Genomic DNA, 19,335 nt, shown 5'->3' with positions numbered 1-19,335 from the left:
AAATGACTTTGTTCACTTTGCCCTATAGTTGGGCGTACTTAAGATGTAATTTTCATGACTCTTTAAACCTACCTTTTATGTGATAAAATAAAAACTCTTTCAACTTTAAATTAAAATAGTTGAAGATGTCAATATTATATTCAAAATTATTTTTTCCTGGATTATCTTTTCCTTTTATACTCTATATATAAATGACTTTACCTACCGGGAAACATCACTTGGAAGTGCTTCTATTATAAACCATAATAACTAGTGACAGGATAGAAAAAATCTGAATTGTTTTCAAAAAAAACAAGAAGGGCTTATGGATAAAAACCTAAAATTAATGTTTCTACTGGTTTATGCAATTAACCTTGTATTACTTTCAGCATGTTGTTTTGGGGAACCCAATTCAATAGAAAAACAACTTAAAATAATTATTGCCGATAAGGCATATACGCTGTCAGATCTTAAAAAACAGTTTAAAACCATACGTGTTAGCATCCCCTTTAATCCTGCTTATAATAATGTGAAAAAAGTATATTATGCTTTTGATATGAATCAGATTTTAACAAAATTGTTGGCAGTAGATTTACAAAAGAACAATGTAGACCAGGTATTATTAGCTCAAACAGCTGATAACTATATGTCTCAAACCCCCTTGTTGTATTTTACGACAAAAGGTCAAGCCTATCTTGCTTATCAAGAAGCGCCCGAAACAATTTCTGACAAGGACATCACCAAAGATGGTCGTTGGAGTTATATTAATCAACACGGTAAAAAAGATAATCCCGGCCCTTTCTATATTGTATGGGATAATACAAGCACCTACCCTGCCAGTTGGCCATATCAGGTTATTTCGATGCAAATAGTGAATAAAAAAGACCTGGCTTTTTCTCGTTTCTTAAATCCTTTGCATGAATCAGAGTCTATAAAAAATGGTCATCATATTTTTAATAATATATGCTCCACTTGCCACTCTCTATTTTACAAGGGTGCTCAAGGACGCGCACCGGACTTAGGCATGGTGACGAGCTACTTAACACCTTCTGATATCAGTAAGCTTGTAAAGGATGGGCGAGGATACATGCCGCCGATAGGCAAAAACCTTTCCCCGGAAGAAATTAATGATCTCATTGAATTTTTAAACTGGGTTAGCGGACAATCATCCAAGCTAAAATGCGAAATTAATGACTAAGGATATAGTTCAGGACTTTGTAGCTACCATTGACAAGCAGCAACAATTCCTGAAATGTGCGTACATATAGTTCGCAGATTTAGGTAAACGGATCAGAAGAGCCCTGATCCGATAATTTTTTAGATTATTTCTCCAACTCATTAATGAGGTTAAACAATTGAATCAGAGCATCATTTTTCGCTCTAAAACTGGCAAAAGTATTATTCTCTTTACTATCTGCAATATGCTTTGCAAAAGTAATTACACGATCATCCTTTTCAATCCAACCCACGAACCATCCATGTTGCAAAGGCAATTTTTGGCTTTTATCTTTTGTTAACTGCCGACCCGTTCCCGTTTTTCCATAAAGCTTCCACCCGCCAGGCAACTCCTGGATGTACATGATGTTTTTAGTCATGGTATAAGCCTTTTGACTCACGGGTAGTTTTTTATGGATTATTTTTTGTAGAAATTGAATTTGCTCTATTGGAGAGATAGCAAGTGAACTTGAAAGCCAGGCATGGGTTAAGCCGTTATTTTGACCTTTATCTCCCGAAGCATCCTGATTACCGTAGTGAAATGCATCAATATAACCCTTAAATCGCTTCATACCCAATTGTCGAGTTAATGCCTGTGAATACCAAACACAGGAGTCTCTAATCCAGGTGCGCGGGTTATGAGGGTATTTCCATACATTCAAATAAAGTTCGTATTCCTTTTTGTATGGCCATTCAGGATGAAGCTCATCCTTTAGTATACCAGAATCAAAACCCATAAGGCTCAGTGCAATTTTAAAAGTTGATGCTGGCGAATAGCGTTGATTACAATCATTGCCTTCGCGTTTTAAAACAGTTTGTTTTTCCGTTGCCAAAAAACAGGTACGTTGAGCCCAAGCAGAGACACAAAATAATAATCCCATACACAAAAACATAATTATTTTCTTCATAACAACCCCAACATTCTTGAATATCCGGGTGTGAAAAAAGATACCACACCCATAAGCTACTTATCGATTTGTACTACCAAGAGCATCCATCGCGACATTTCGGAATACTGGAGCAGCCAATTCCCCTCCCGAAGTTAATGTCTCTCCATTTTTTCTTGAATAACCTTCTTCAATCACGACTAATACAACATAACGCGGATTACCCGCTGGCACATATCCGGCAAACAAAGCAAGATACTGATTATTATTTTCAATAACAGTTCCTGTCTTGCCAGCTACAGAGACACCAGGAATAACTGCGAGTTTTCCAGTGCCATTTGTAACAGCATTCTCTAGCATATGATTTATTGAGTTACTGCTTGTTTCTGAAATAATAGCTCTATTTCCTCTATCAAATGGATGTCCTTTGTTAGCAAGGATGGCATAAGACCTTATTAAGGATTCGATTGTGACAGGAATATTCTCTCCAAGTGACGCCATTGCCAGTTGTAAATCGTCACTTTGATCCGCTTGCCACCAACTGTTCATGTCAAAACCAAATTCAGAGAGTTTTTTACGGATTACTGGTGCTCCAGCCTCTTGAGAAACCTTGATTAGGCACACATTGATAGATTTTGCGATAGCTTCTGCTAAAGAAGCCGATCCAACATTGGAATTATAGTTAGTAAATGTTTTGTCTTCTATGTAATAAGGTGAGTGACAATCATAGCTCTTTGTTTCATAGCTATTCCCTGAATCGATTGCGGCAGCTGCAATAAAAGGTTTAATGGTAGACCCAGGTGAAAAAACACGTGACTTCCAACTGTTTTGTTCTTTATTCTGGCTTGATTCAGCAAATGCAATAATATTGCCAGTATTAGGATTAGCTATCGCAATAACCCCTGATTTTGCGTGATAGCGCTTGACCGCAGCTGCAATTTCTCTCTCGGCAATGTTTTGCATTCCAGGATCCAAGTGAGAAGTATCGACAACCTTTGCCTTAGTACCGCTCAAGGTTCCAGCTGCTGAATAGGCAACACATATTGGCATTAAAATAGAAAACCCTGTAAATGCTATCCTTAATAACAAGGATTTAGGGGAGTTGGGTGGATAAGTTGATAACATTGAAATTCTCCTGATGATAAAAGTACAGTCTTCGTTTTGTTTGCCCAAAGCCATACCTACCGTGCATGCAAATTTTCGGTTAGATGACAGAGAACATTGAGATACTGTCTTTACAACATTAAGCAGACAGCGGCCATAGTCATGTGCCGAAATTTTGTGGTGGCCAACCAATACTTCATCACATGAAAGTTCTTGTAAGTCTCTTAAAACACGAAACCATTGAGTTACACCCGGGTTTCCAAAGAAGATAATGCGTATGATTTCGATAAAATAGGCCCATGAACAATCTCCATTACGATGGTGTTGCCCTTCATGAGCAATAGCAATCCTCACATTCATGGAAGAAGAAAATATGGATACTGGCAATACGATGTAGGCTTTATTAAATAGCAATATTGAGAAAGGAACATGGCAGTGGTGAGAAACCTTAATAACTAATTTTCCGGAAGTTCGATATGGGATTACTTCAGTCAACATCAATTTCAAGCGACCTAAACCTGATAACAAGTGATAACTACGAAACAAGACGATTAAAAAAAACATCATGCTTAAGAGTTGACAGTAGTTCACATTCATTGATGTAAAGGCAGAAGGCGATCCATGATTAAATTTTGAAGATTCTGTCTTAAATATGGGTTGTTTTGCATACTGTTGCAAAGCATCAAATGATACATAGTTTTTTCGTTCAGGCTTTTGATCAGAGTCTACACAATGAACTATTATTGGTGAAATAATGCAACTGGCCAATAAAAAACGGAGTAACTTCAATTTAAAAGATGGTTTATTTGCTAGCCAGGCACGCCCTATAAATAGTGAACTGAGAAAAAGCAGGCAATGAATAGTCAATATAATTTCTATTAATAACATTACATCACCTCTGGCTGTTTTTCACCAGCGTTTAATTGTTTAAGTGCTTCTTCAATGGCTTGAATGTCATCATGCTGTAACTTTCTGGCTAACAAAAGTCTTTGGACAAGTGCTCGGGGCTCCCCATCAAAAAGATTGGCAACCATATGATCAATACAAGTGCTTTCATAATCTGACTTTGTAACTCTGGGTGTAAAAACATGAGCATAGGAATTTTTTTGACACTCAAGAAATCCCTTTTGTTCCAGTACTTTTAGCACTGTTGCCACGGTTGTATAAGCCAAAGGCCTTTCCTTAGGCAGATGTGAAACAACCTCCTTAATAGTTACCTTATCAAGGCTCCAGATAATATTCATTAATTCAAGCTCGACTTCTGTAAGAAGTCGAGCTTGAGCTATCGAATTTTTTTTTGCCGACATGTTTCTCTCCAATAACCACATACACTACTACTATTTTTATAGTAGGATTCTACTATAAAAATAGTAGAGTTAGAATAGTCATGGGAAAAATACTTCTATACAGGTGAGAACAGTTTGCTCAAAGGTGCAATCGTGTTGATATCTAATATCAACACGATCAGCTTACAGACAATATTTGCTAATTCAGGAGGTTAGTTCATTTTAAGTTTTTGCGATAATCCATTGGTAGAATCACGCTCTGATACCTTGGGGCTAGAACTAAAGAAGCTATAAAGCCCATAACCTAAACCCACAATACTGGATACAACAGTAGTAGCTAATGCCTCTTCAGCCAGACTATTTCCGGGATCATATTGGCCAGATAATATGGCTATTCCCATTAAAGTTATTAGCGCAGAAGAGGTACCAACTACAGAAGCACCTACCTTTAAAAGGAAGTTGCAATTGGAGATATCTGTATTCTCGTTTTTCAAATTAGTATCAATTTGGCTAAGGCTGTTTATTTCGGAAAGGCTTTCAATTAATGCAATAAAAGGATCTTCATCCAAATGACCTTTGGGGCAAGTAGCTCGAACCAATAAGGAAGAAACAGGTTTATCGGAGTGTGCAAGGATTTCACTTCTATCTCTTTTATATTGAGCATAACTTCTTTCATATTCTTCTAACTCTTTTTCCGTATCCTCAGTTTTTAAAAGAAAATAATGCCCTTGAAGAGCATCAATAGCTACTTCAAAATCAGGTAAATTGACCTTTGGGTTGACATACTCGGCTACAACTGAGGAAGTAGAACGATCATATATTGTAAGTGGCTGATTGATGACCTTCATCATGGTCATAATTTCAATATAAGATAATTTAACCTGAGGTTTCGCCAAATGTTGACAATATAATGTATACCCTTCTGCGTCCCAATAATTTTTAATTGCCTCTTCATCTGAGGACGAGCCAACAAAATATTTTTCAAAAGGTGAATCCTTATTTATTAAAGTACTTTCAGAGCGATTATAAAAATACTCTAAAAAAGCCTCGTTCGCTTCATATAACGCACCAAATTCCGTTGATTTTAATTCTTCCTTCGACATAAATGAGCGATACTCTTTATAATTTTTAAAAGCACTGAATACCCCTTTCTCACCTTCCAGCATTTCCGCTTTAACTGCTGAATTATTAACAAGTTGAGTTGGGAACCATTCCCTAAGCAGAAATCCTAAAATCAAGCTCTTTTCAAAGAGATAATCAGAGGGTTCAGAAACATCATTTTCCTTATTTAATATAGAAAATAAATTCAATGATTCCGGGTTATGAAAAAATTCAAATAATTGTTCTGCCTTACTATTTCTATTAATGATTGATTTGAAGTGAAATAAATCATCAGGAAGTGGTAAATTATTCGTTAACAGGTAAAGTGCGAAATTATGGAAAAAGCAGTTATCAAAAGCCCCCGAAACATCCACTGCATTTTCTACTCTTTCTTGAAGTGATACTACTTTTTTATCCTTTTTTGTGTGCATAATTTAGTCTATCTCTTTGTTATTTGAAACAATTACATTGATTTTTGATTATAAAGAATCATTATTAAGCAAATATTAAGAGATAAAATATAATAATAGATTAAATTGGATGCATCTTATCATCTGGAATAGACTTTTTTATACCCGATAATGATCAATAAAAGTGCCAGGATAAATGGTGTCACAAATAACATCATCAAAGGCCATAAATTAGAACCAGCATATAACGCATAAAGCGTATACAACAGCAAAGGTACGCTAAATAATAAAGGGAAACACGCCAATTTTTTCCATCCTCCCGTCCAATTAAAAAGAATAAAAATTTGCAAAAACCAATACAAAAGAATTAGTAAAAAAAGGAGTTGAACAAACAGGGCATTACCAGAGGAGACAGGAGTTTGTGACTGAGTAAACACACTGGATTGCTGTTGTTGATTCAGTCTTTGAACCCAGGGAGCTGCTGCTTGATTGTTTCTGCTATTCTCATTTTGCCAGACTGCAGACACAGGAATTGATTTGGTTTGCAAAGCCCTCCAATTGGCATCATAGATTGTGACAGTAATGGAATCAATTTCTGTGGTATTATCGTAAGCTACCCAGGCAATAGCCTCACCTTCTCCGGCTGGGTACGCTTGTGATGGGTTAAACCTAGCGCTATCCATTATTTTTTGCTGCAGATTTTCCCCAATAGCCTGGAATCGCAAAGGTTGATCACTCTTATATCGAATAAGCACATACAAAGCCTCATCCTGGTTTAATGTAACAGGAGATTTAGGACTGGTTTCGATAAGCTCCACACTCAATGCCATGGATGGAGTTGAATAAATAGCCAGGATCAATAGCCAAAAAAAAGGGTTCATCCTTTGAACCAGATTCATGAATGTGTCCTTCAATTAAATAAATATTTCTCTTTATTATGGCATAACATCAAATATAGTGATTAATTCATCAGTTCAATTAAAAAATAATTACTCCACATTGACTAAAGTGCTATTCAAGTGCAAACAAAGCTTAATATTGAACCAATTCACGTAATACCACTGTCGCGTAAGCACCAGCCGGCAAGACAAACGAAAGCTCAACTGTACCTTGGTTTATCCTATATTCAATCTGTTCTGCATAAAGGATATTTGCACGCCAGGCTTCTTCCAAACCATTTTTTTCCAATCCATCCAACCAGGCAGACCATTCCGCATAAACCTCATTTATTATTTGCAAAGCTGTCCCTTTTACAAGATTCTTACTCCTGCCAGGCAGAGGGCTTGCTGGAGAAACATCTTTCTCACCGATTCGTTGCAACAATTGCTCATCCAGGCTTTTATCATTAACAAATACACTGTTTGATCCAACAAGCTGTATGACATCCCCCAATAAGGGCAAATTCCATGATGATTCCTTTACACGGCGAGACAGGATCAAATTATATAGCCATGATCGGGCTGCGGAAAAATACATTCCTTTTAAAAATCTATCCTTTACTTTGCGTCCCTGTACTAGTATTTCCTCTGCTTTAATTAAATTTCCACCATCTCGACCAAAACGCTGCTCACCAAAATAATTTGGAACACCTTTTAATTTAATTTGTTCAATACGGTGTATTAAATCCGTCTCATTAGAAACATTTCTTAACGTGATTGTGAAGTGATTTCCTGATAAAAAACCTGGCCTCAGTTTTTTATTATGACGCGTGCATTCAAGTATTTTCCATCCTGGTGCTTCTAGTGTTTCTATACCCTCAATTACCTCTCCAGGTGCATGAATAATGAGCCATTGCGTTGTTAATGCCTGTTTGTCTTTTAATCCCGCGTAACTTATAAGTTTTATCGGTTTGTTAATTAGACTAGCCAATGATTTGATAACTTGTTCAGTGGTTAGTCCTTTTTTTTCAATTTTAAGAACTATGTGTTCTCCTTCACCGCTAAACTGTCCTTCAAACAATTCATTCACTTGAAAATCTTCCGGACATAACTTAAAAGTAGCTGTAGAATTTGGAATACCGTAGGCACGTGGCCAATTTAAAGAGTACATCAAGATCTCCTTCAAGAAAAAGGGTTCTAAACTAAATCTACAAATTCACTATGATATCAAGAGATACAGAACTTATTGGTTTAGCTGATACATAATTTATCTTAACATCGTTTGATATGGCGACTATAAAACATTATGATGCAAGATTACCAACAATGATTGGTTGACTATAATTTAAGTAAGTATTTTTTCGCTAGCTCTAATCTTGGTCTACTTTATCCGGTTAGAATTCGATTTTTTATTTTCAGGCTATCAGTATGATTGTAAATAGTTCATTTAGACCCGTGTGGTGGCTAAGTAACAGGCATGCACAAACTTTATATCCTACTTTAGTAAAAAAGCGGCTAAAACCACCAATTGATTTTCATGAGCGCCTGGAATTACCTGACGGTGATTTTATTGATCTGGCCTGGTCTATCAATGATTTAAATAAAAATACACCTTTGGTCATATTACTCCATGGTTTGGGTGGAGGTATTAACTCCATTTATGTCAGTGGATTGATGCAAGCATTTGCCAATGCGGGGTTTCGTTGCGTTTTAATGCATTTTCGCGGAGCCAGTGAAGAACCCAATCGGATTTTGCGTACCTATCATTCCGGTGATACGGCGGATTTTGCTTATTTTCTTGAAATTTTGGTAAAGAGAGAACCTGCTACAAAAAAAGCGGTCGTCGGCATATCGTTGGGGGGCAATGTTCTGCTGAAATGGTTGGGTGAAACATCACCATCTTTATGGATAGATGCAGCTGTTGCTGTTTCAGTTCCATTTCAATTAAATTCAGTGGCTGACCAGATGAATCAGGGCTTTTCTCGCCTCTATCAAGCTTACTTATTAAGTCGACTACGTCGTATTTTTCTAAAAAAATTAAATCACTTAAATAGTTCGCCATTTTCAAAAAATGACTTACTTTCCTTAAAAACCTTCTGGGATTTTGATGAGCGAATTACAGCACCGATCAACGGATTTAAAAATGCCCACGAATACTATCAAAAAGCAAGCTCCAGACAGTACCTTAAGAATATCACCACGCCAACTTTGATTATTCATGCCCAAGATGATCCGTTCATGACACCAGATGCCATCCCAACATCGAAAGAACTATCGTCTCAAACCACTCTGGAATTAAGTAAGTATGGTGGGCATGTAGGTTTTATTGCTGGTACAGGAAAAAGCTCAAGCCAACCTGTGTATTGGCTTGAACAGCGAATCCCTGAGTTTTTGTTAGATTATTTATCTTAAAAAATTAATAGGAATGCAATACGTTTAGCTGTTTTTTGATACAACCAGTCCTACTGTTGCAGCAGCAGCTGCTAAAGCCACTACACCTAATCCAATATTTTTTATTGAGAAAAAGCTATAACGATTCGCTTTTTCTGTATCTATGCTTTCTTTTGATTTATAAAAAATTGGATTATTCAACATAAGCGTACCACTTGGAGTTAGAGGTTTGCCAACAATTGATGTAGCTTCGATTTCTGAATAACCTTCTTTGATAAGCTGGGCAATCTCCTCATCCAATTTGTTTTTATACGGAGTTGAACCAGTGCCAATTCTAAGAAATTTTTCGTCAATCTGCCCTTTAGTCTGATTATCATTCCATGTGACTCTTTTTTTCTTATCCGATTGAATGAGTTCTTTTACTTCTTTCTCATTTTGCATGCAAACCTCTCTGTTAATAACCAAAATTTGAACAATTTTAACAATAAATACTTAAGAAAATATGAACTCAAAAGATAATTTAAAAATTTCGGGTAATTAAAAACCCAGGTGAAATCGAGTCGATTGATGGAATTCTATATCGCAGTGTAACTTTCTGTTTATTATCAATTTATTTCTGACTAGCATAACCAGAAGTCATTACAGAAAATTTAAAACACATTACCAAAGTGTTATACTTACCGATTTACAGTGTGATTCGTCGCAGTCTTAGGGCATTAACGATGACTGACACAGAAGAAAGTGCCATAGCTGCCGCAGCAATGACCGGATTTAAAAGCAGACCTGTTAGTGGGTAGAAAATACCTGCTGCTAGCGGAACACCCAACATATTATAAATAAAAGCGAAGAAAAGATTTTGACGTATGTTATTCATTGTGTTTTCTGATAAATATCGGGCCTTGGCAATACCACGCAAATCTCCATGTAGCAAGGTAACGCCAGCGCTCTCAATAGCAACATCAGTCCCTGTACCCATAGCAATACCAACATCTGCTTTTGCCAGTGCAGGAGCATCATTTACTCCATCACCAGCCATGGCGACAATTAAACCATTTTCTTTTAATTCGCTGACAATACGACCCTTATCTTCCGGCATTATTTCTGCTATGACATTTTTTATACCCAGAGTAGCTGCCACGGCTTCTGCGGTTTTTTTGCTATCCCCAGTCAGCATGTAAATCTCAATACCCTTTTTTTGAAGTGTATTAATGGTTTCTGCGGTAGTTGATTTAATTGGATCTTCAACCACTAAAAGCGCTACTGTTTTACCGTCGACTGCCATAAACATCACAGACGAACCTTTTGCACGAAACTTATCAGCTTTTTCAAAAAGAGATGCATTGTCGCTTCCATACTCTTGCATTAATTTTGCATTACCGATGGCTACCTGATGGCCATTTACTTTACCTACTACACCCATCCCGGTAGGTGCTTCAAAGTTATGAACTGAACTGAAAGACATTTGCTTTTCTTTTGCGGCTTTGACAATGGCATTAGCCAGAGGATGTTCACTGTAATATTCCAGAGAGGCAGCCAATAGCAATGCTTGACTCTCATCCAAATCTTCGCTGGTTTCAATGTGGGTAAGTTTCGGGTGTCCTTCCGTAAGAGTACCCGTTTTATCTACAATAAGCGTATTCACCTTTTCCATGCGCTCAAGCGCTTCAGCATTTTTGATTAATACTCCATTTTGTGCACCTTTTCCCACACCTACCATGATAGACATTGGTGTTGCCAAACCCAGTGCACATGGGCAAGCAATAATGAGAACTGATATAGCTGCAATTAATCCATATCCAAAAGCTGGCTGTGGACCAAATAGCGCCCATACGATGAAAGATAATACTGCAATTAAGATCACTGCGGGCACAAACCATCCTGAGACAGTATCCGCAAGTCGCTGAATAGGAGCTCTGCTTCGCTGGGCGTCACTCACCATTTGAACAATACGTGCCAGCATGGTATCAGATCCAACATGCAATGCTTTCATAATGAAGCTGCCTGTTTGATTCATTGTGGCACCAATCACCTTATCTCCAATTTCTTTAGCAACCGGCATAGGTTCACCTGTTACCATAGACTCATCTATAAAACTATTCCCTTCTTGTATTTCACCATCCACAGGTATTTTTTCACCTGGCCGTACACGCAGCAAATCACCAACTACTACCTGATCGAGTGATATTTCCTCCTCACTACCGTCTTCCTTAATACGATGCGCATTTTCTGGTGCCAATTTCAGCAAAGCACGAATGGCACTACCCGTTTGCTCTCGTGCCTTTAATTCAAGCACTTGCCCTAGCAGTACAAGAGTAGTTATCACAGCGGCTGCTTCAAAATACACAGCAACCACTCCTTCCTGACTTCGAAACGCGGCAGGGAATAATCCTGGAAAAAGGATCGCTACCAGACTATATATCCACGCTACACCAATACCCATCGCTATCAAAGTAAACATATTTAATTGGCGTGTTTTGAGCGACAGCCAACCACGTTGGAAAAAAGGCCAACCGATCCATAGCACTACGGGTGTTGCGAAGAGTAACTGAATCCAATTTGAAATATCTGTCGAAATAAAATGCTGGAATCCATGTCCAGTCATTTCCAAGACTACAACAGGTAAAGTCAATATCAACGCCAACCAAAATCGGTGTTTCATATCGAGATATTCCGGATTTGTTGCTTCTTCAATGGAAATTGCTTCTGGTTCTAACGCCATTCCACAAAGTGGACAAATCCCCGGAATAGCCTGGCGAACTTCGGGATGCATGGGGCAAGTATAGACGGTTGCTCCCTCTATGCTAATTTGAGGTTTGTGTGCATGACCTTTCTTATGGCAACAAGCGTGCTCATTATGAACATGGGAATGTCCTTCATGGTGGTTGTGTGCCATTATTCACCTATCCGTAGTTTTATTCTGCCTGGAATTTATAACCTTTTAAATTAGCTCATGATATCCTGTTGTACTGGTTTATATCTACAAGATCATAATAAATAATGCATTTTTTACCCTGTAAGAATCAGCTACTTTCAATTATAATTCATCGTTGACAGAAGAAAAATTTAGCTTGGCAATAAAAATTACGGAGATCATTGTATTGTGAAAAAAATTCTCATCACGCTAATTGGCTTTTTATTCATGAACACCTATCATCATTTGCTCTATGCCGATAATTCCCACCATCACACGGCGAAAGATCTTTCAGCATCTTCTTCTAAATTGGAGAATACACCCACAATACAATTGGAAGTCCAGAAGATAATTGATAAAAAGGATAAAAAACTGGTATTTGTCAAACTCACTGATATAAAATCGAATAAACCAATTACTTTCAATGATCTTACTGAGATACATACAAAAAAATTTCATTTACTGATCATTGATAATCATCTTATTGACTATACTCATGTCCATCCCGCAGAAACTGCTACTCCAGGGATTTATCAATTTGAATGGCAACCCAATTTCAAGAATGCCACCTATCGGGCATGGGCTGATCTATTACCAACCAATACCAATAAACAGGAGTATGCCACTGCTGATCTAACATCTCCCCGGACAGTAACAAGAACAATGAATCCTATACATCATCGAACAGTATTAGAGAGTACAGTGAATGGATATCAATTCAAATTAACTTTCAATAAAATGCCTCTACTAGCAGGTAAACCTGCGATGGGTGAAATCGATGTGACTGATTCTAAAGGGCATCCAGTCCGTACACTAGAACCAATTATGGGAGCCTATGCACACATTGTCGGCTTTAATGAAGATTTTAAAACCGTTATCCATGTCCACCCCATGGGCAAAGAGCCTGCAAATAGCACTGAACGTGGAGGACCTCAATTACAGTTCCATATTGAGCCTAATAAAGCAGGTTTCATTAAAATGTTTGCCCAGGTGCAAATTGATGGGAAAGTGCTCTACGCGCCATTTGCATTCACAGTAAAAAATGCTTAACGACTAAATTAAGAGCCTGTCTTTATAAAGACGCAAATATTATTTTAAGCTCCTGGCTTGTGTTGTGCAGAGCAAACCAGTTCTTTGTACCCGCTCATTCTGTTTTAGGGCAGTATAGTGAGCGGACCCTTCTGCGTTTCACACCAGGTTGACTTTTATCGTAGAGCTCCCAGTTCCATTGGGGTAATTCGCAATTTTTATAGATAAAAAGTTGATTCAAATGTTCAATGAATTGATTTTTATTGCTTATTTCGGGTGATATCTGAATTGTAAATTGGGTTAATGTCTGCTGGCAAATTAAATAATCTTCAAAACTTACACCACTGCTAATCATATGCTGTCGAATAACATCTGCAAAAATGGGAACTATTTCTTGCCCTCTTTTCCCATAACAAACATCACCTAAACGGCCTTCAATATTCTTTAACTCAGTAAATACACCATTCGATCTTTCAGTCACCAAAACATCATCAAGACGGTAACGAACAATTGGCTGAGTATATCTATACAAATCGGTAATAATTGGTACGAACCGCTCCTCATCCAACCATTCCTTTTCAATAATAAGAAACTCTTCATTCATTAATAAACGATTGGTTTTACGTTCACTAATAGCCAGAAAACCTTCTGTACATTGATAAATTTGCGATACAGTACAACCAAATGCTTTGGTTAAAATCTCTTCTTCCTTTGGTTCCAGTACTTCTGCCACAGAAAATATTTTTTTTGGTGTAATTTTTAAAATATCTTGATGACAAGCAAGCATTAAAAGCACACTGGCCGGAGCTGAAATAATCGTAGGTTGAATGGCATTTAATCTCTGGATATGAGCATCAAAATCGGCCAAAAGATCAAAAAAATGGAATTGTATTGTTCTGCTTTTATTTAAAGTGGTATACAACTGGTTATTTGCTCTTAGAAAAAAGGCGATTCGTTCTTGCGAGTGCAAGCCGTTCGGCATAGCTTTGGCAAGGATTATTCCTGCCCAGGCATCGCGTTCCCGTTCACTTACTAAAAACAAGCCTCTATTACCTGATGTCCCTGAAGATAAACCAACAGCAATATTATTTATCATTGGGGAAAAATCGCGCGTATTTTCAGCCCGCAAAGCAATCTCTAATGCCTCATGCTTTTCGATATTTACTGTATTAATGTCATCAAAGTGTTCCATCATGATTTTTTTATTAACAATTGGCCACTGTTCGAAAGGAGAGTTCAGATAATTTCTATAGAATGCGGATTGACGCAAACAATTTTTTATAAGTTTTTTAAATTGTTTTTCTTGATGAATCTTTAGTTTTTCCGGGGTAGTAATAGTCCTGTTAAGATAAAGCGTATTGAAATAGTGAAATAAAATACGCGCTAACATGATGAATTTCCTATTCTTGAGCGCAATTGCTGGCAGTGTGAAGGAATAATATCAATAGCCTTGTTTCTATGATACAGCTCATGCAATTTTTGAATTGTCCTTAAATAAGCATGCTTGTCATGATGAATCAAATAGGTCAATGCACTCGGATAAATCAGTTCTTTAAAGGTTTCCTGATGCCAGCAGCTGTCTGCAACCAGGAACGTGTCACCAGGCGCTTTAAAATATAAGCCGATTTGACCTTTAGCGTGTCCTGGTAAAGGAATAGCAATCAATGAGTTGTCACCGAATACATCAAAACCATCAGAAAAAGGCAAAAGATGCTCACCAAGCTGGATTGTCTTTTGAAGTGGTAATAGACGCTCAGAGAAATCTTCAGGTAGCAGTCCAGGTAAAAAGCCATTCAATAACGCTTTCAACCCCTTTTTATGTTGAATATCGTCTATCGCTTCAGAATGACATATAAACTGAGCATCAGGAAAATCACGTAATCCTCCAATATGATCAGCATGAAAATGCGAAATCACAATATAATTGATGTCTTCTGGTTTTATATGAGTTTCTAACAGTTGTTCTTTTAGAGACTTTACAAGTGTCATCGGTGTTAAACGGCGATATAATGAAGCTGGAAATTTTTGGGTTAGGCTGGTAAAACGATCAGAATATCCTGTATCAAACAAAATATAGCCATGATTTGGATGTTTTATAAGAGCACAGAAAGCTGGATATTCACGCTGCCTGATACTCCCATTTTTTAAAGTCATACGTTCGCAATGTTTGCAGTAGCCGGCCTCGAATAACTGATACTCTATATTCATGAACAATACCATTCGGCAAATTTCTTTATACCCTCATCAATACTATAAATTGGCTTATACTTTAAATCTTTTTTTGCCTCATCAATATTTAATGTTTGTCCAAAAGTTAACACTCCGACACCATACTCTGTAATTTTTGGTTCTGTTTTGAGATAAAGTACCCGATGCAAAAACTCGAGAAGCTTTGCAACAAATCTTGCTTGATTATAAGGAATACTTTTGGTTTTTAACGGTTTATTAAGGGCAGAAAATATCATTGAAATAATATCAATAAAGGTCCTTGGCTCATCATTGGTGATATTGTATTTTTTCCCTGCATAACATTTATCTGCCAAAGCGGCCAGGATCATACTTTCCACTACATTCTCTACAAAAGTAATATCAATCAAATGATTACCTGAACCGATAATTGGAAGCACTCCTTGGCGCTCCGCTTTCAATAAACGAGGGAAAATTGCACGATCATATGGTCCAAAAATTCCTCTGGGTCGTAAGGTAATCACATCCAGATCATGTTCCAGTTGAGCTTTATCTACGATGGATTCAGCAATTAATTTGGTTTGCACATAATAATTGACTGGTTTTGCTGGTAAAGGAGCATTTTCTTTAATATTGTGCTTCTCGGTAAAATCAAAATAAATACTGGGAGTGGAAACATAAACAAGTCGAGCCTGACAGGGAGTTGCCTGAACGACATGTTGAGTCCCTATGACATTAGCCTGGTAAAAATCTTTATATTTTCCCCATGGGCTTGATAAAGCTGCGCAATGAAATATGAAATCCGCGTTTTGGCTAATTAAGGATAAAGACTTCAGATCCTTCAAATCGAGTGGAACAAACGTTGCTCCCATTTGACTTATTATTTCCCCCAACAGCAAATTGCGTCCTAATGCAATGACTTCATGGCCTTCGTTAATCAAGCGTCTTGTGAGATTTATACCCAAACATCCTGTAGCACCGGTTACAACTGAAATCATACTAATACTCCAGTATCATTCCAGCAGCTGATAATCCAGCGCCAGTACCTAATAAATAAACCAATTGTCCGCGTTGTAAATCATGATTATGGATCAAATGACACAATGCGGAAGGCAGAGAAGCGGCCATTTGATTACCATGGGTAGTATAAATATCAACAAATTTTTCACCAGGGATACCAAGTTTTTTTCGTATATGATGCATGGCAAGCAAACTGGCCTGATGTGGTACAACCCAATCAACATCATTTAGTGTTACGCCAGCTTTAGCAAATAGCTCCTCCTGTAAAGGACCAATCATTTGGCTAGCCAGTTTGAATACACTCTTCCCATCCATTTCAAACAAACCATATTTCTTATTGTATTCACTTGCAGGTGGCATGAATGTACCTCCAGCCTGAACTTGGCAAAAGGTAGCGCCAGAACTGTATGTTTTCATATGAGCCCCAAGAATTCGACTGGAGTCATGGCTTCTTTCAACAACACATGCAGCTGCACCGTCACCAAAAATCGTACAGGTTTCCAGGTCACTCCAATTCAGGCCAAATGAAGGGATATCACTTGATACAATCAGTATACGATTAAATCTTCCCCCTGAGAGCATATAAGACGCAGCATCAAGTGCGGTAAGAAAACTAAGACAGGTACTGTTAATATCAAAACAGGCAATTCCTGTATTTTCCAATCCTAATTGTTTTTGAACCAGAACAGCCGTACACGGTATAGGTTGCTCTCCCGCTCCACAAGCCCCAATAATGGCATCAATTTCAGCTAAAGTAATTCCTGCTTGTTCCACAGCGTGTAATGCAGCTTGGCTAGCCATATAGGAGGTTGTTTCATGGACTCTGGCAAAATGTCTGGAAACTAATCCAGACTTCTTCTGAACACTGCCTTCAGGGAGATTGAGTTTTTTATCCAGCTCAGATGAAAACACTATGTTTGCGGGCAAATATTTTCCCATTCCGATTATTTTTGCTGACGGCATAGAACTGACTTGTTAAAGGATGGAGCAATTATTGTACTATAAGGCTCATTATAATCAAAGAGAACTTTTTAAGGGTTGTTTGGCAAATAATTGCCGTATATTTATATAAATGATAATCTATCATACTCTCTACGTTATTAAAAAACAGGCATGAAAATCCTGACTGTGCTTGACAGCTACCCTCCCGATTTAAATGGTGGTGCTTATTTTACTCACCGCTTGGCAAAATCCTTACAAGCCAAAGGGCATGAAGTTCTTGTGATATGCCCCTCTCGAAGCCTGAAACAAGGTTATACAAGCTATGAAGGAGTCAATCTGTATGGCGCACGATCATGGCCAGCCTTTGGTTACAAGAATTTTCGTGTGTGCTGGCCTTTCTTCATCAAGAAGGGTATTTTAAAAGCAATAACAGAGTTTAATCCCGATGTTGTCCATTTGCAGGGAAAGTTTTTCTTAGGTGGAATTTGCTATCGAGCCTGCCGTAAAAAGGGTCTTCCGTTAATGGCTACCAATCATTTTATGCCAGAAAATTTTTTTCATTATACTCATCTTCCCAAGTATTTTGAAAAATGGTTTCATCGTATTACATGGAATATTGTGGTAGATATGCTAAATCATGTAAAGATAGTAACTACTCCTACCCACACTGCAGCCAACTTACTTAAAGCAGTGCAATTACAAAAAGAAATTCATGTTATTTCTTGTGGAGTGGATCTGCAAAAATTTCAACCAAAACAAAATGCCCATCTCATTAAACAACGTTATAAAATCCCTGATAAGCCAATTCTGTTGTATGCTGGGCGTTTGGATAAAGAAAAAAATTTATCAACAGCAATAGAAGCATTTTATAAAGCAAGACAATCTATTGATGCTCATTTTGTTTTAACCGGTCGTGGCGCAGAATTACAAACATTAAAAAAACTGGTGCAAACACTGAATCTCACTGAGCATATCACTTTTACAGGATATCTGTCAGACGTGGAATATCCGCTGATATATAGTTTAGCAGATTGTTTTGTAAACCCGGGAACTGCTGAATTACAAAGTATTGTTGCCTTGGAAGCGATTGCTTCCGGATTGCCGCTTTTGGCTGCAAAAGCAATGGCTTTGCCTGAACTTGTTAAAAACGGAGTAAATGGTTATCTCTTTGACCCTAATGACATTGAGACATTGTCTTGTTATATGGTTAAGATTCTTGGTAATCGGGCTCTCAGTGAGCAAATGGGAAGAGAAAGCAGAAAATTATCTCAAGAACATGATATCAAACGAACTACCGAACAATATGAAAAACTCTATCAATCCATGGTGAATTTATGAAGGCAGTTGCAAACCGCTACCATGTTCTTTGTCAGGAAAAAGTATTCATAAAAAGTCTGCTCAGTGGATTTTTTTTGCTTTTCATAAGCTTTCTCATTATGAATTTTGCAGGAAAATATGCTTCACTTATGGCCGGTAATCCCGTAAACGATTTAATTCTTGATAATTTACCTCTTCGCAATGTCACTGTTTTTCATGTTAATGCAGCTATTATCTTTTGGGCAATTTTTACTATTTATACCCTGTTAAATCCAGCGTTCATTCCTTTTATCACTAAAAGTGCCGCTCTGTTTATATTAATACGTTGTGCCTTTATTAGTATGACCCATCTCGGAGCACCTCCTAATCAACTGACCATTCCGGATGATTTTTCATCTCTTGTTCTATTTGATGGTGATTTATTTTTTTCCGGACATGTCGGAGGCCCTTTTTTAATGATGCTTATCTTTTGGAATAAGACAACATTACGCTATATTTGCCTTGCTGCAGCAGTTTTTTTCGCTTATACGGTGCTTGTTGGCCATATTCATTATAGTATTGATGTCTTTGCAGCCCCATTTATTACTTATGGGATATTTCATATAAGCCAATTCCTGTTTGCATCAGATTATCAACGACTAAAATCAGAACTTACATCATCTACCAGAAATTGATAAC

17 protein-coding genes are annotated in these 19,335 nt (G+C 37.5%); 5 read left to right on the top strand and 12 right to left on the bottom strand.

Annotated elements, in window-relative coordinates:
- Window positions 1-304 precede the first annotated feature (304 nt).
- Window positions 305-1,177, top strand: coding sequence for a c-type cytochrome (locus CC34_RS0100510; protein WP_027227112.1), 873 nt, complete (start codon window positions 305-307; stop codon window positions 1,175-1,177).
- 124 nt (window positions 1,178-1,301) lie between these two features.
- On the opposite strand, the gene blaOXA is transcribed toward CC34_RS0100510, so the two are convergent.
- The 6 genes from blaOXA to truD form a co-directional block, all read right to left on the bottom strand.
- Window positions 1,302-2,102, bottom strand: coding sequence for a class D beta-lactamase (gene blaOXA / locus CC34_RS0100505; protein ID WP_027227113.1), 801 nt, complete (start codon window positions 2,100-2,102; stop codon window positions 1,302-1,304).
- Window positions 2,103-2,162: 60 nt separating this feature from the next.
- A complete protein-coding gene (locus CC34_RS0100500) occupies window positions 2,163-4,073 on the bottom strand; it encodes a M56 family metallopeptidase (protein WP_027227114.1) in 1,911 nt (636 codons plus the stop codon).
- A complete protein-coding gene (locus tag CC34_RS0100495) occupies window positions 4,073-4,492 on the bottom strand; it encodes a BlaI/MecI/CopY family transcriptional regulator (RefSeq protein ID WP_027227115.1) in 420 nt (139 codons plus the stop codon). Before CC34_RS0100495 ends, CC34_RS0100500 begins: the two co-directional genes overlap by 1 nt.
- Window positions 4,493-4,683: 191 nt before the next feature.
- The gene (ceg23, locus tag CC34_RS0100490; protein ID WP_028378127.1) at window positions 4,684-6,003 is read right to left on the bottom strand and encodes a Dot/Icm T4SS effector Ceg23; all 1,320 of its coding nucleotides are present in this window, start codon (window positions 6,001-6,003) and stop codon (window positions 4,684-4,686) included.
- 119 nt (window positions 6,004-6,122) lie between these two features.
- Window positions 6,123-6,881, bottom strand: a complete 759-nt coding sequence (locus tag CC34_RS0100485; protein ID WP_027227117.1) for a hypothetical protein — start codon at window positions 6,879-6,881, stop codon at window positions 6,123-6,125.
- A gap of 133 nt (window positions 6,882-7,014) precedes the next feature.
- The gene (truD, locus tag CC34_RS0100480) at window positions 7,015-8,031 is read right to left on the bottom strand and encodes a tRNA pseudouridine(13) synthase TruD (protein ID WP_028379054.1); all 1,017 of its coding nucleotides are present in this window, start codon (window positions 8,029-8,031) and stop codon (window positions 7,015-7,017) included.
- A gap of 257 nt (window positions 8,032-8,288) precedes the next feature.
- Between truD and CC34_RS0100475 the strand changes: the two genes are divergently transcribed.
- On the top strand, window positions 8,289-9,272 hold the full coding sequence (locus CC34_RS0100475; RefSeq protein ID WP_027227119.1) for a hydrolase: 984 nt from the start codon (window positions 8,289-8,291) through the stop codon (window positions 9,270-9,272).
- Window positions 9,273-9,296: 24 nt separating this feature from the next.
- On the opposite strand, the gene CC34_RS0100470 is transcribed toward CC34_RS0100475, so the two are convergent.
- Both CC34_RS0100470 and CC34_RS0100465 read right to left on the bottom strand, forming a co-directional pair.
- Complete coding sequence (locus CC34_RS0100470) at window positions 9,297-9,692, bottom strand: hypothetical protein (RefSeq protein WP_027227120.1); 396 nt, start codon at window positions 9,690-9,692, stop codon at window positions 9,297-9,299.
- Window positions 9,693-9,936: 244 nt separating this feature from the next.
- Entirely contained in the window at window positions 9,937-12,144 is a 2,208-nt protein-coding gene (locus CC34_RS0100465; RefSeq protein ID WP_027227121.1) for a copper-transporting P-type ATPase, read from the bottom strand.
- Window positions 12,145-12,351: 207 nt separating this feature from the next.
- On the opposite strand from CC34_RS0100465, the gene CC34_RS0100460 reads away from it, so the two are divergent.
- Window positions 12,352-13,212 carry a DUF8832 domain-containing protein gene (locus tag CC34_RS0100460; protein WP_027227122.1) on the top strand — a complete coding sequence of 287 codons (861 nt, stop codon included), beginning with the start codon at window positions 12,352-12,354 and terminating at the stop codon, window positions 13,210-13,212.
- Window positions 13,213-13,306: 94 nt separating this feature from the next.
- Here the strand turns inward: CC34_RS0100460 and CC34_RS0100455 are convergent, their stop codons facing one another.
- The 4 genes from CC34_RS0100455 to CC34_RS0100440 are packed head-to-tail and all read right to left on the bottom strand — an operon-like array spanning window position 13,307 to window position 17,361.
- Entirely contained in the window at window positions 13,307-14,581 is a 1,275-nt protein-coding gene (locus CC34_RS0100455) for a F390 synthetase-related protein (RefSeq protein ID WP_028379053.1), read from the bottom strand.
- Complete coding sequence (locus CC34_RS0100450; RefSeq protein WP_027227124.1) at window positions 14,575-15,411, bottom strand: MBL fold metallo-hydrolase; 837 nt, start codon at window positions 15,409-15,411, stop codon at window positions 14,575-14,577. Before CC34_RS0100450 ends, CC34_RS0100455 begins: the two co-directional genes overlap by 7 nt.
- Window positions 15,396-16,376 (bottom strand): NAD-dependent epimerase/dehydratase family protein, encoded by a 981-nt coding sequence (locus CC34_RS0100445; protein WP_027227125.1) that lies wholly within the window; start codon window positions 16,374-16,376, stop codon window positions 15,396-15,398. The genes CC34_RS0100450 and CC34_RS0100445 overlap by 16 nt, the downstream gene beginning before the upstream one ends.
- Before the next feature lies 1 nt (window position 16,377).
- Entirely contained in the window at window positions 16,378-17,361 is a 984-nt protein-coding gene (locus tag CC34_RS0100440) for a beta-ketoacyl-ACP synthase III (protein WP_027227126.1), read from the bottom strand.
- A 150-nt stretch (window positions 17,362-17,511) separates the two neighbouring features.
- On the opposite strand from CC34_RS0100440, the gene CC34_RS0100435 reads away from it, so the two are divergent.
- Complete coding sequence (locus CC34_RS0100435; RefSeq protein ID WP_027227127.1) at window positions 17,512-18,678, top strand: glycosyltransferase family 4 protein; 1,167 nt, start codon at window positions 17,512-17,514, stop codon at window positions 18,676-18,678.
- Window positions 18,675-19,331, top strand: coding sequence for a phosphatase PAP2-related protein (locus tag CC34_RS0100430; RefSeq protein WP_027227128.1), 657 nt, complete (start codon window positions 18,675-18,677; stop codon window positions 19,329-19,331). Before CC34_RS0100435 ends, CC34_RS0100430 begins: the two co-directional genes overlap by 4 nt.
- Window positions 19,332-19,335 lie beyond the last annotated feature (4 nt).

Origin of the sequence: Legionella pneumophila subsp. fraseri (assembly GCF_000586315.1) — a bacterium.
GTDB classification, from domain to species: Bacteria; Pseudomonadota; Gammaproteobacteria; order Legionellales; family Legionellaceae; genus Legionella; species Legionella pneumophila_B.
This window is presented reverse-complemented; position numbering and strand designations above follow the sequence as displayed.

Excerpts from the sequence above, each read along its gene's own strand:
- CC34_RS0100495 (WP_027227115.1), bottom strand. The coding sequence starts at position 4,492 with ATGTCGGCAAAAAAAAATTCGATAGCTCAAGCTCGACTTCTTACAGAA.
- CC34_RS0100510 (WP_027227112.1), top strand. The coding sequence starts at position 305 with ATGGATAAAAACCTAAAATTAATGTTTCTACTGGTTTATGCAATTAAC.
- truD (WP_028379054.1), bottom strand. The coding sequence starts at position 8,031 with ATGTACTCTTTAAATTGGCCACGTGCCTACGGTATTCCAAATTCTACA.
- CC34_RS0100430 (WP_027227128.1), top strand. The coding sequence starts at position 18,675 with ATGAAGGCAGTTGCAAACCGCTACCATGTTCTTTGTCAGGAAAAAGTA.
- CC34_RS0100445 (WP_027227125.1), bottom strand. The coding sequence starts at position 16,376 with ATGATTTCAGTTGTAACCGGTGCTACAGGATGTTTGGGTATAAATCTC.
- blaOXA (WP_027227113.1), bottom strand. The coding sequence starts at position 2,102 with ATGAAGAAAATAATTATGTTTTTGTGTATGGGATTATTATTTTGTGTC.
- CC34_RS0100435 (WP_027227127.1), top strand. The coding sequence starts at position 17,512 with ATGAAAATCCTGACTGTGCTTGACAGCTACCCTCCCGATTTAAATGGT.
- CC34_RS0100450 (WP_027227124.1), bottom strand. The coding sequence starts at position 15,411 with ATGGTATTGTTCATGAATATAGAGTATCAGTTATTCGAGGCCGGCTAC.
- CC34_RS0100470 (WP_027227120.1), bottom strand. The coding sequence starts at position 9,692 with ATGCAAAATGAGAAAGAAGTAAAAGAACTCATTCAATCGGATAAGAAA.
- CC34_RS0100455 (WP_028379053.1), bottom strand. The coding sequence starts at position 14,581 with ATGTTAGCGCGTATTTTATTTCACTATTTCAATACGCTTTATCTTAAC.
- CC34_RS0100500 (WP_027227114.1), bottom strand. The coding sequence starts at position 4,073 with ATGTTATTAATAGAAATTATATTGACTATTCATTGCCTGCTTTTTCTC.
- CC34_RS0100440 (WP_027227126.1), bottom strand. The coding sequence starts at position 17,361 with ATGCCGTCAGCAAAAATAATCGGAATGGGAAAATATTTGCCCGCAAAC.
- ceg23 (WP_028378127.1), bottom strand. The coding sequence starts at position 6,003 with ATGCACACAAAAAAGGATAAAAAAGTAGTATCACTTCAAGAAAGAGTA.
- CC34_RS0100465 (WP_027227121.1), bottom strand. The coding sequence starts at position 12,144 with ATGGCACACAACCACCATGAAGGACATTCCCATGTTCATAATGAGCAC.
- CC34_RS0100485 (WP_027227117.1), bottom strand. The coding sequence starts at position 6,881 with ATGAATCTGGTTCAAAGGATGAACCCTTTTTTTTGGCTATTGATCCTG.
- CC34_RS0100475 (WP_027227119.1), top strand. The coding sequence starts at position 8,289 with ATGATTGTAAATAGTTCATTTAGACCCGTGTGGTGGCTAAGTAACAGG.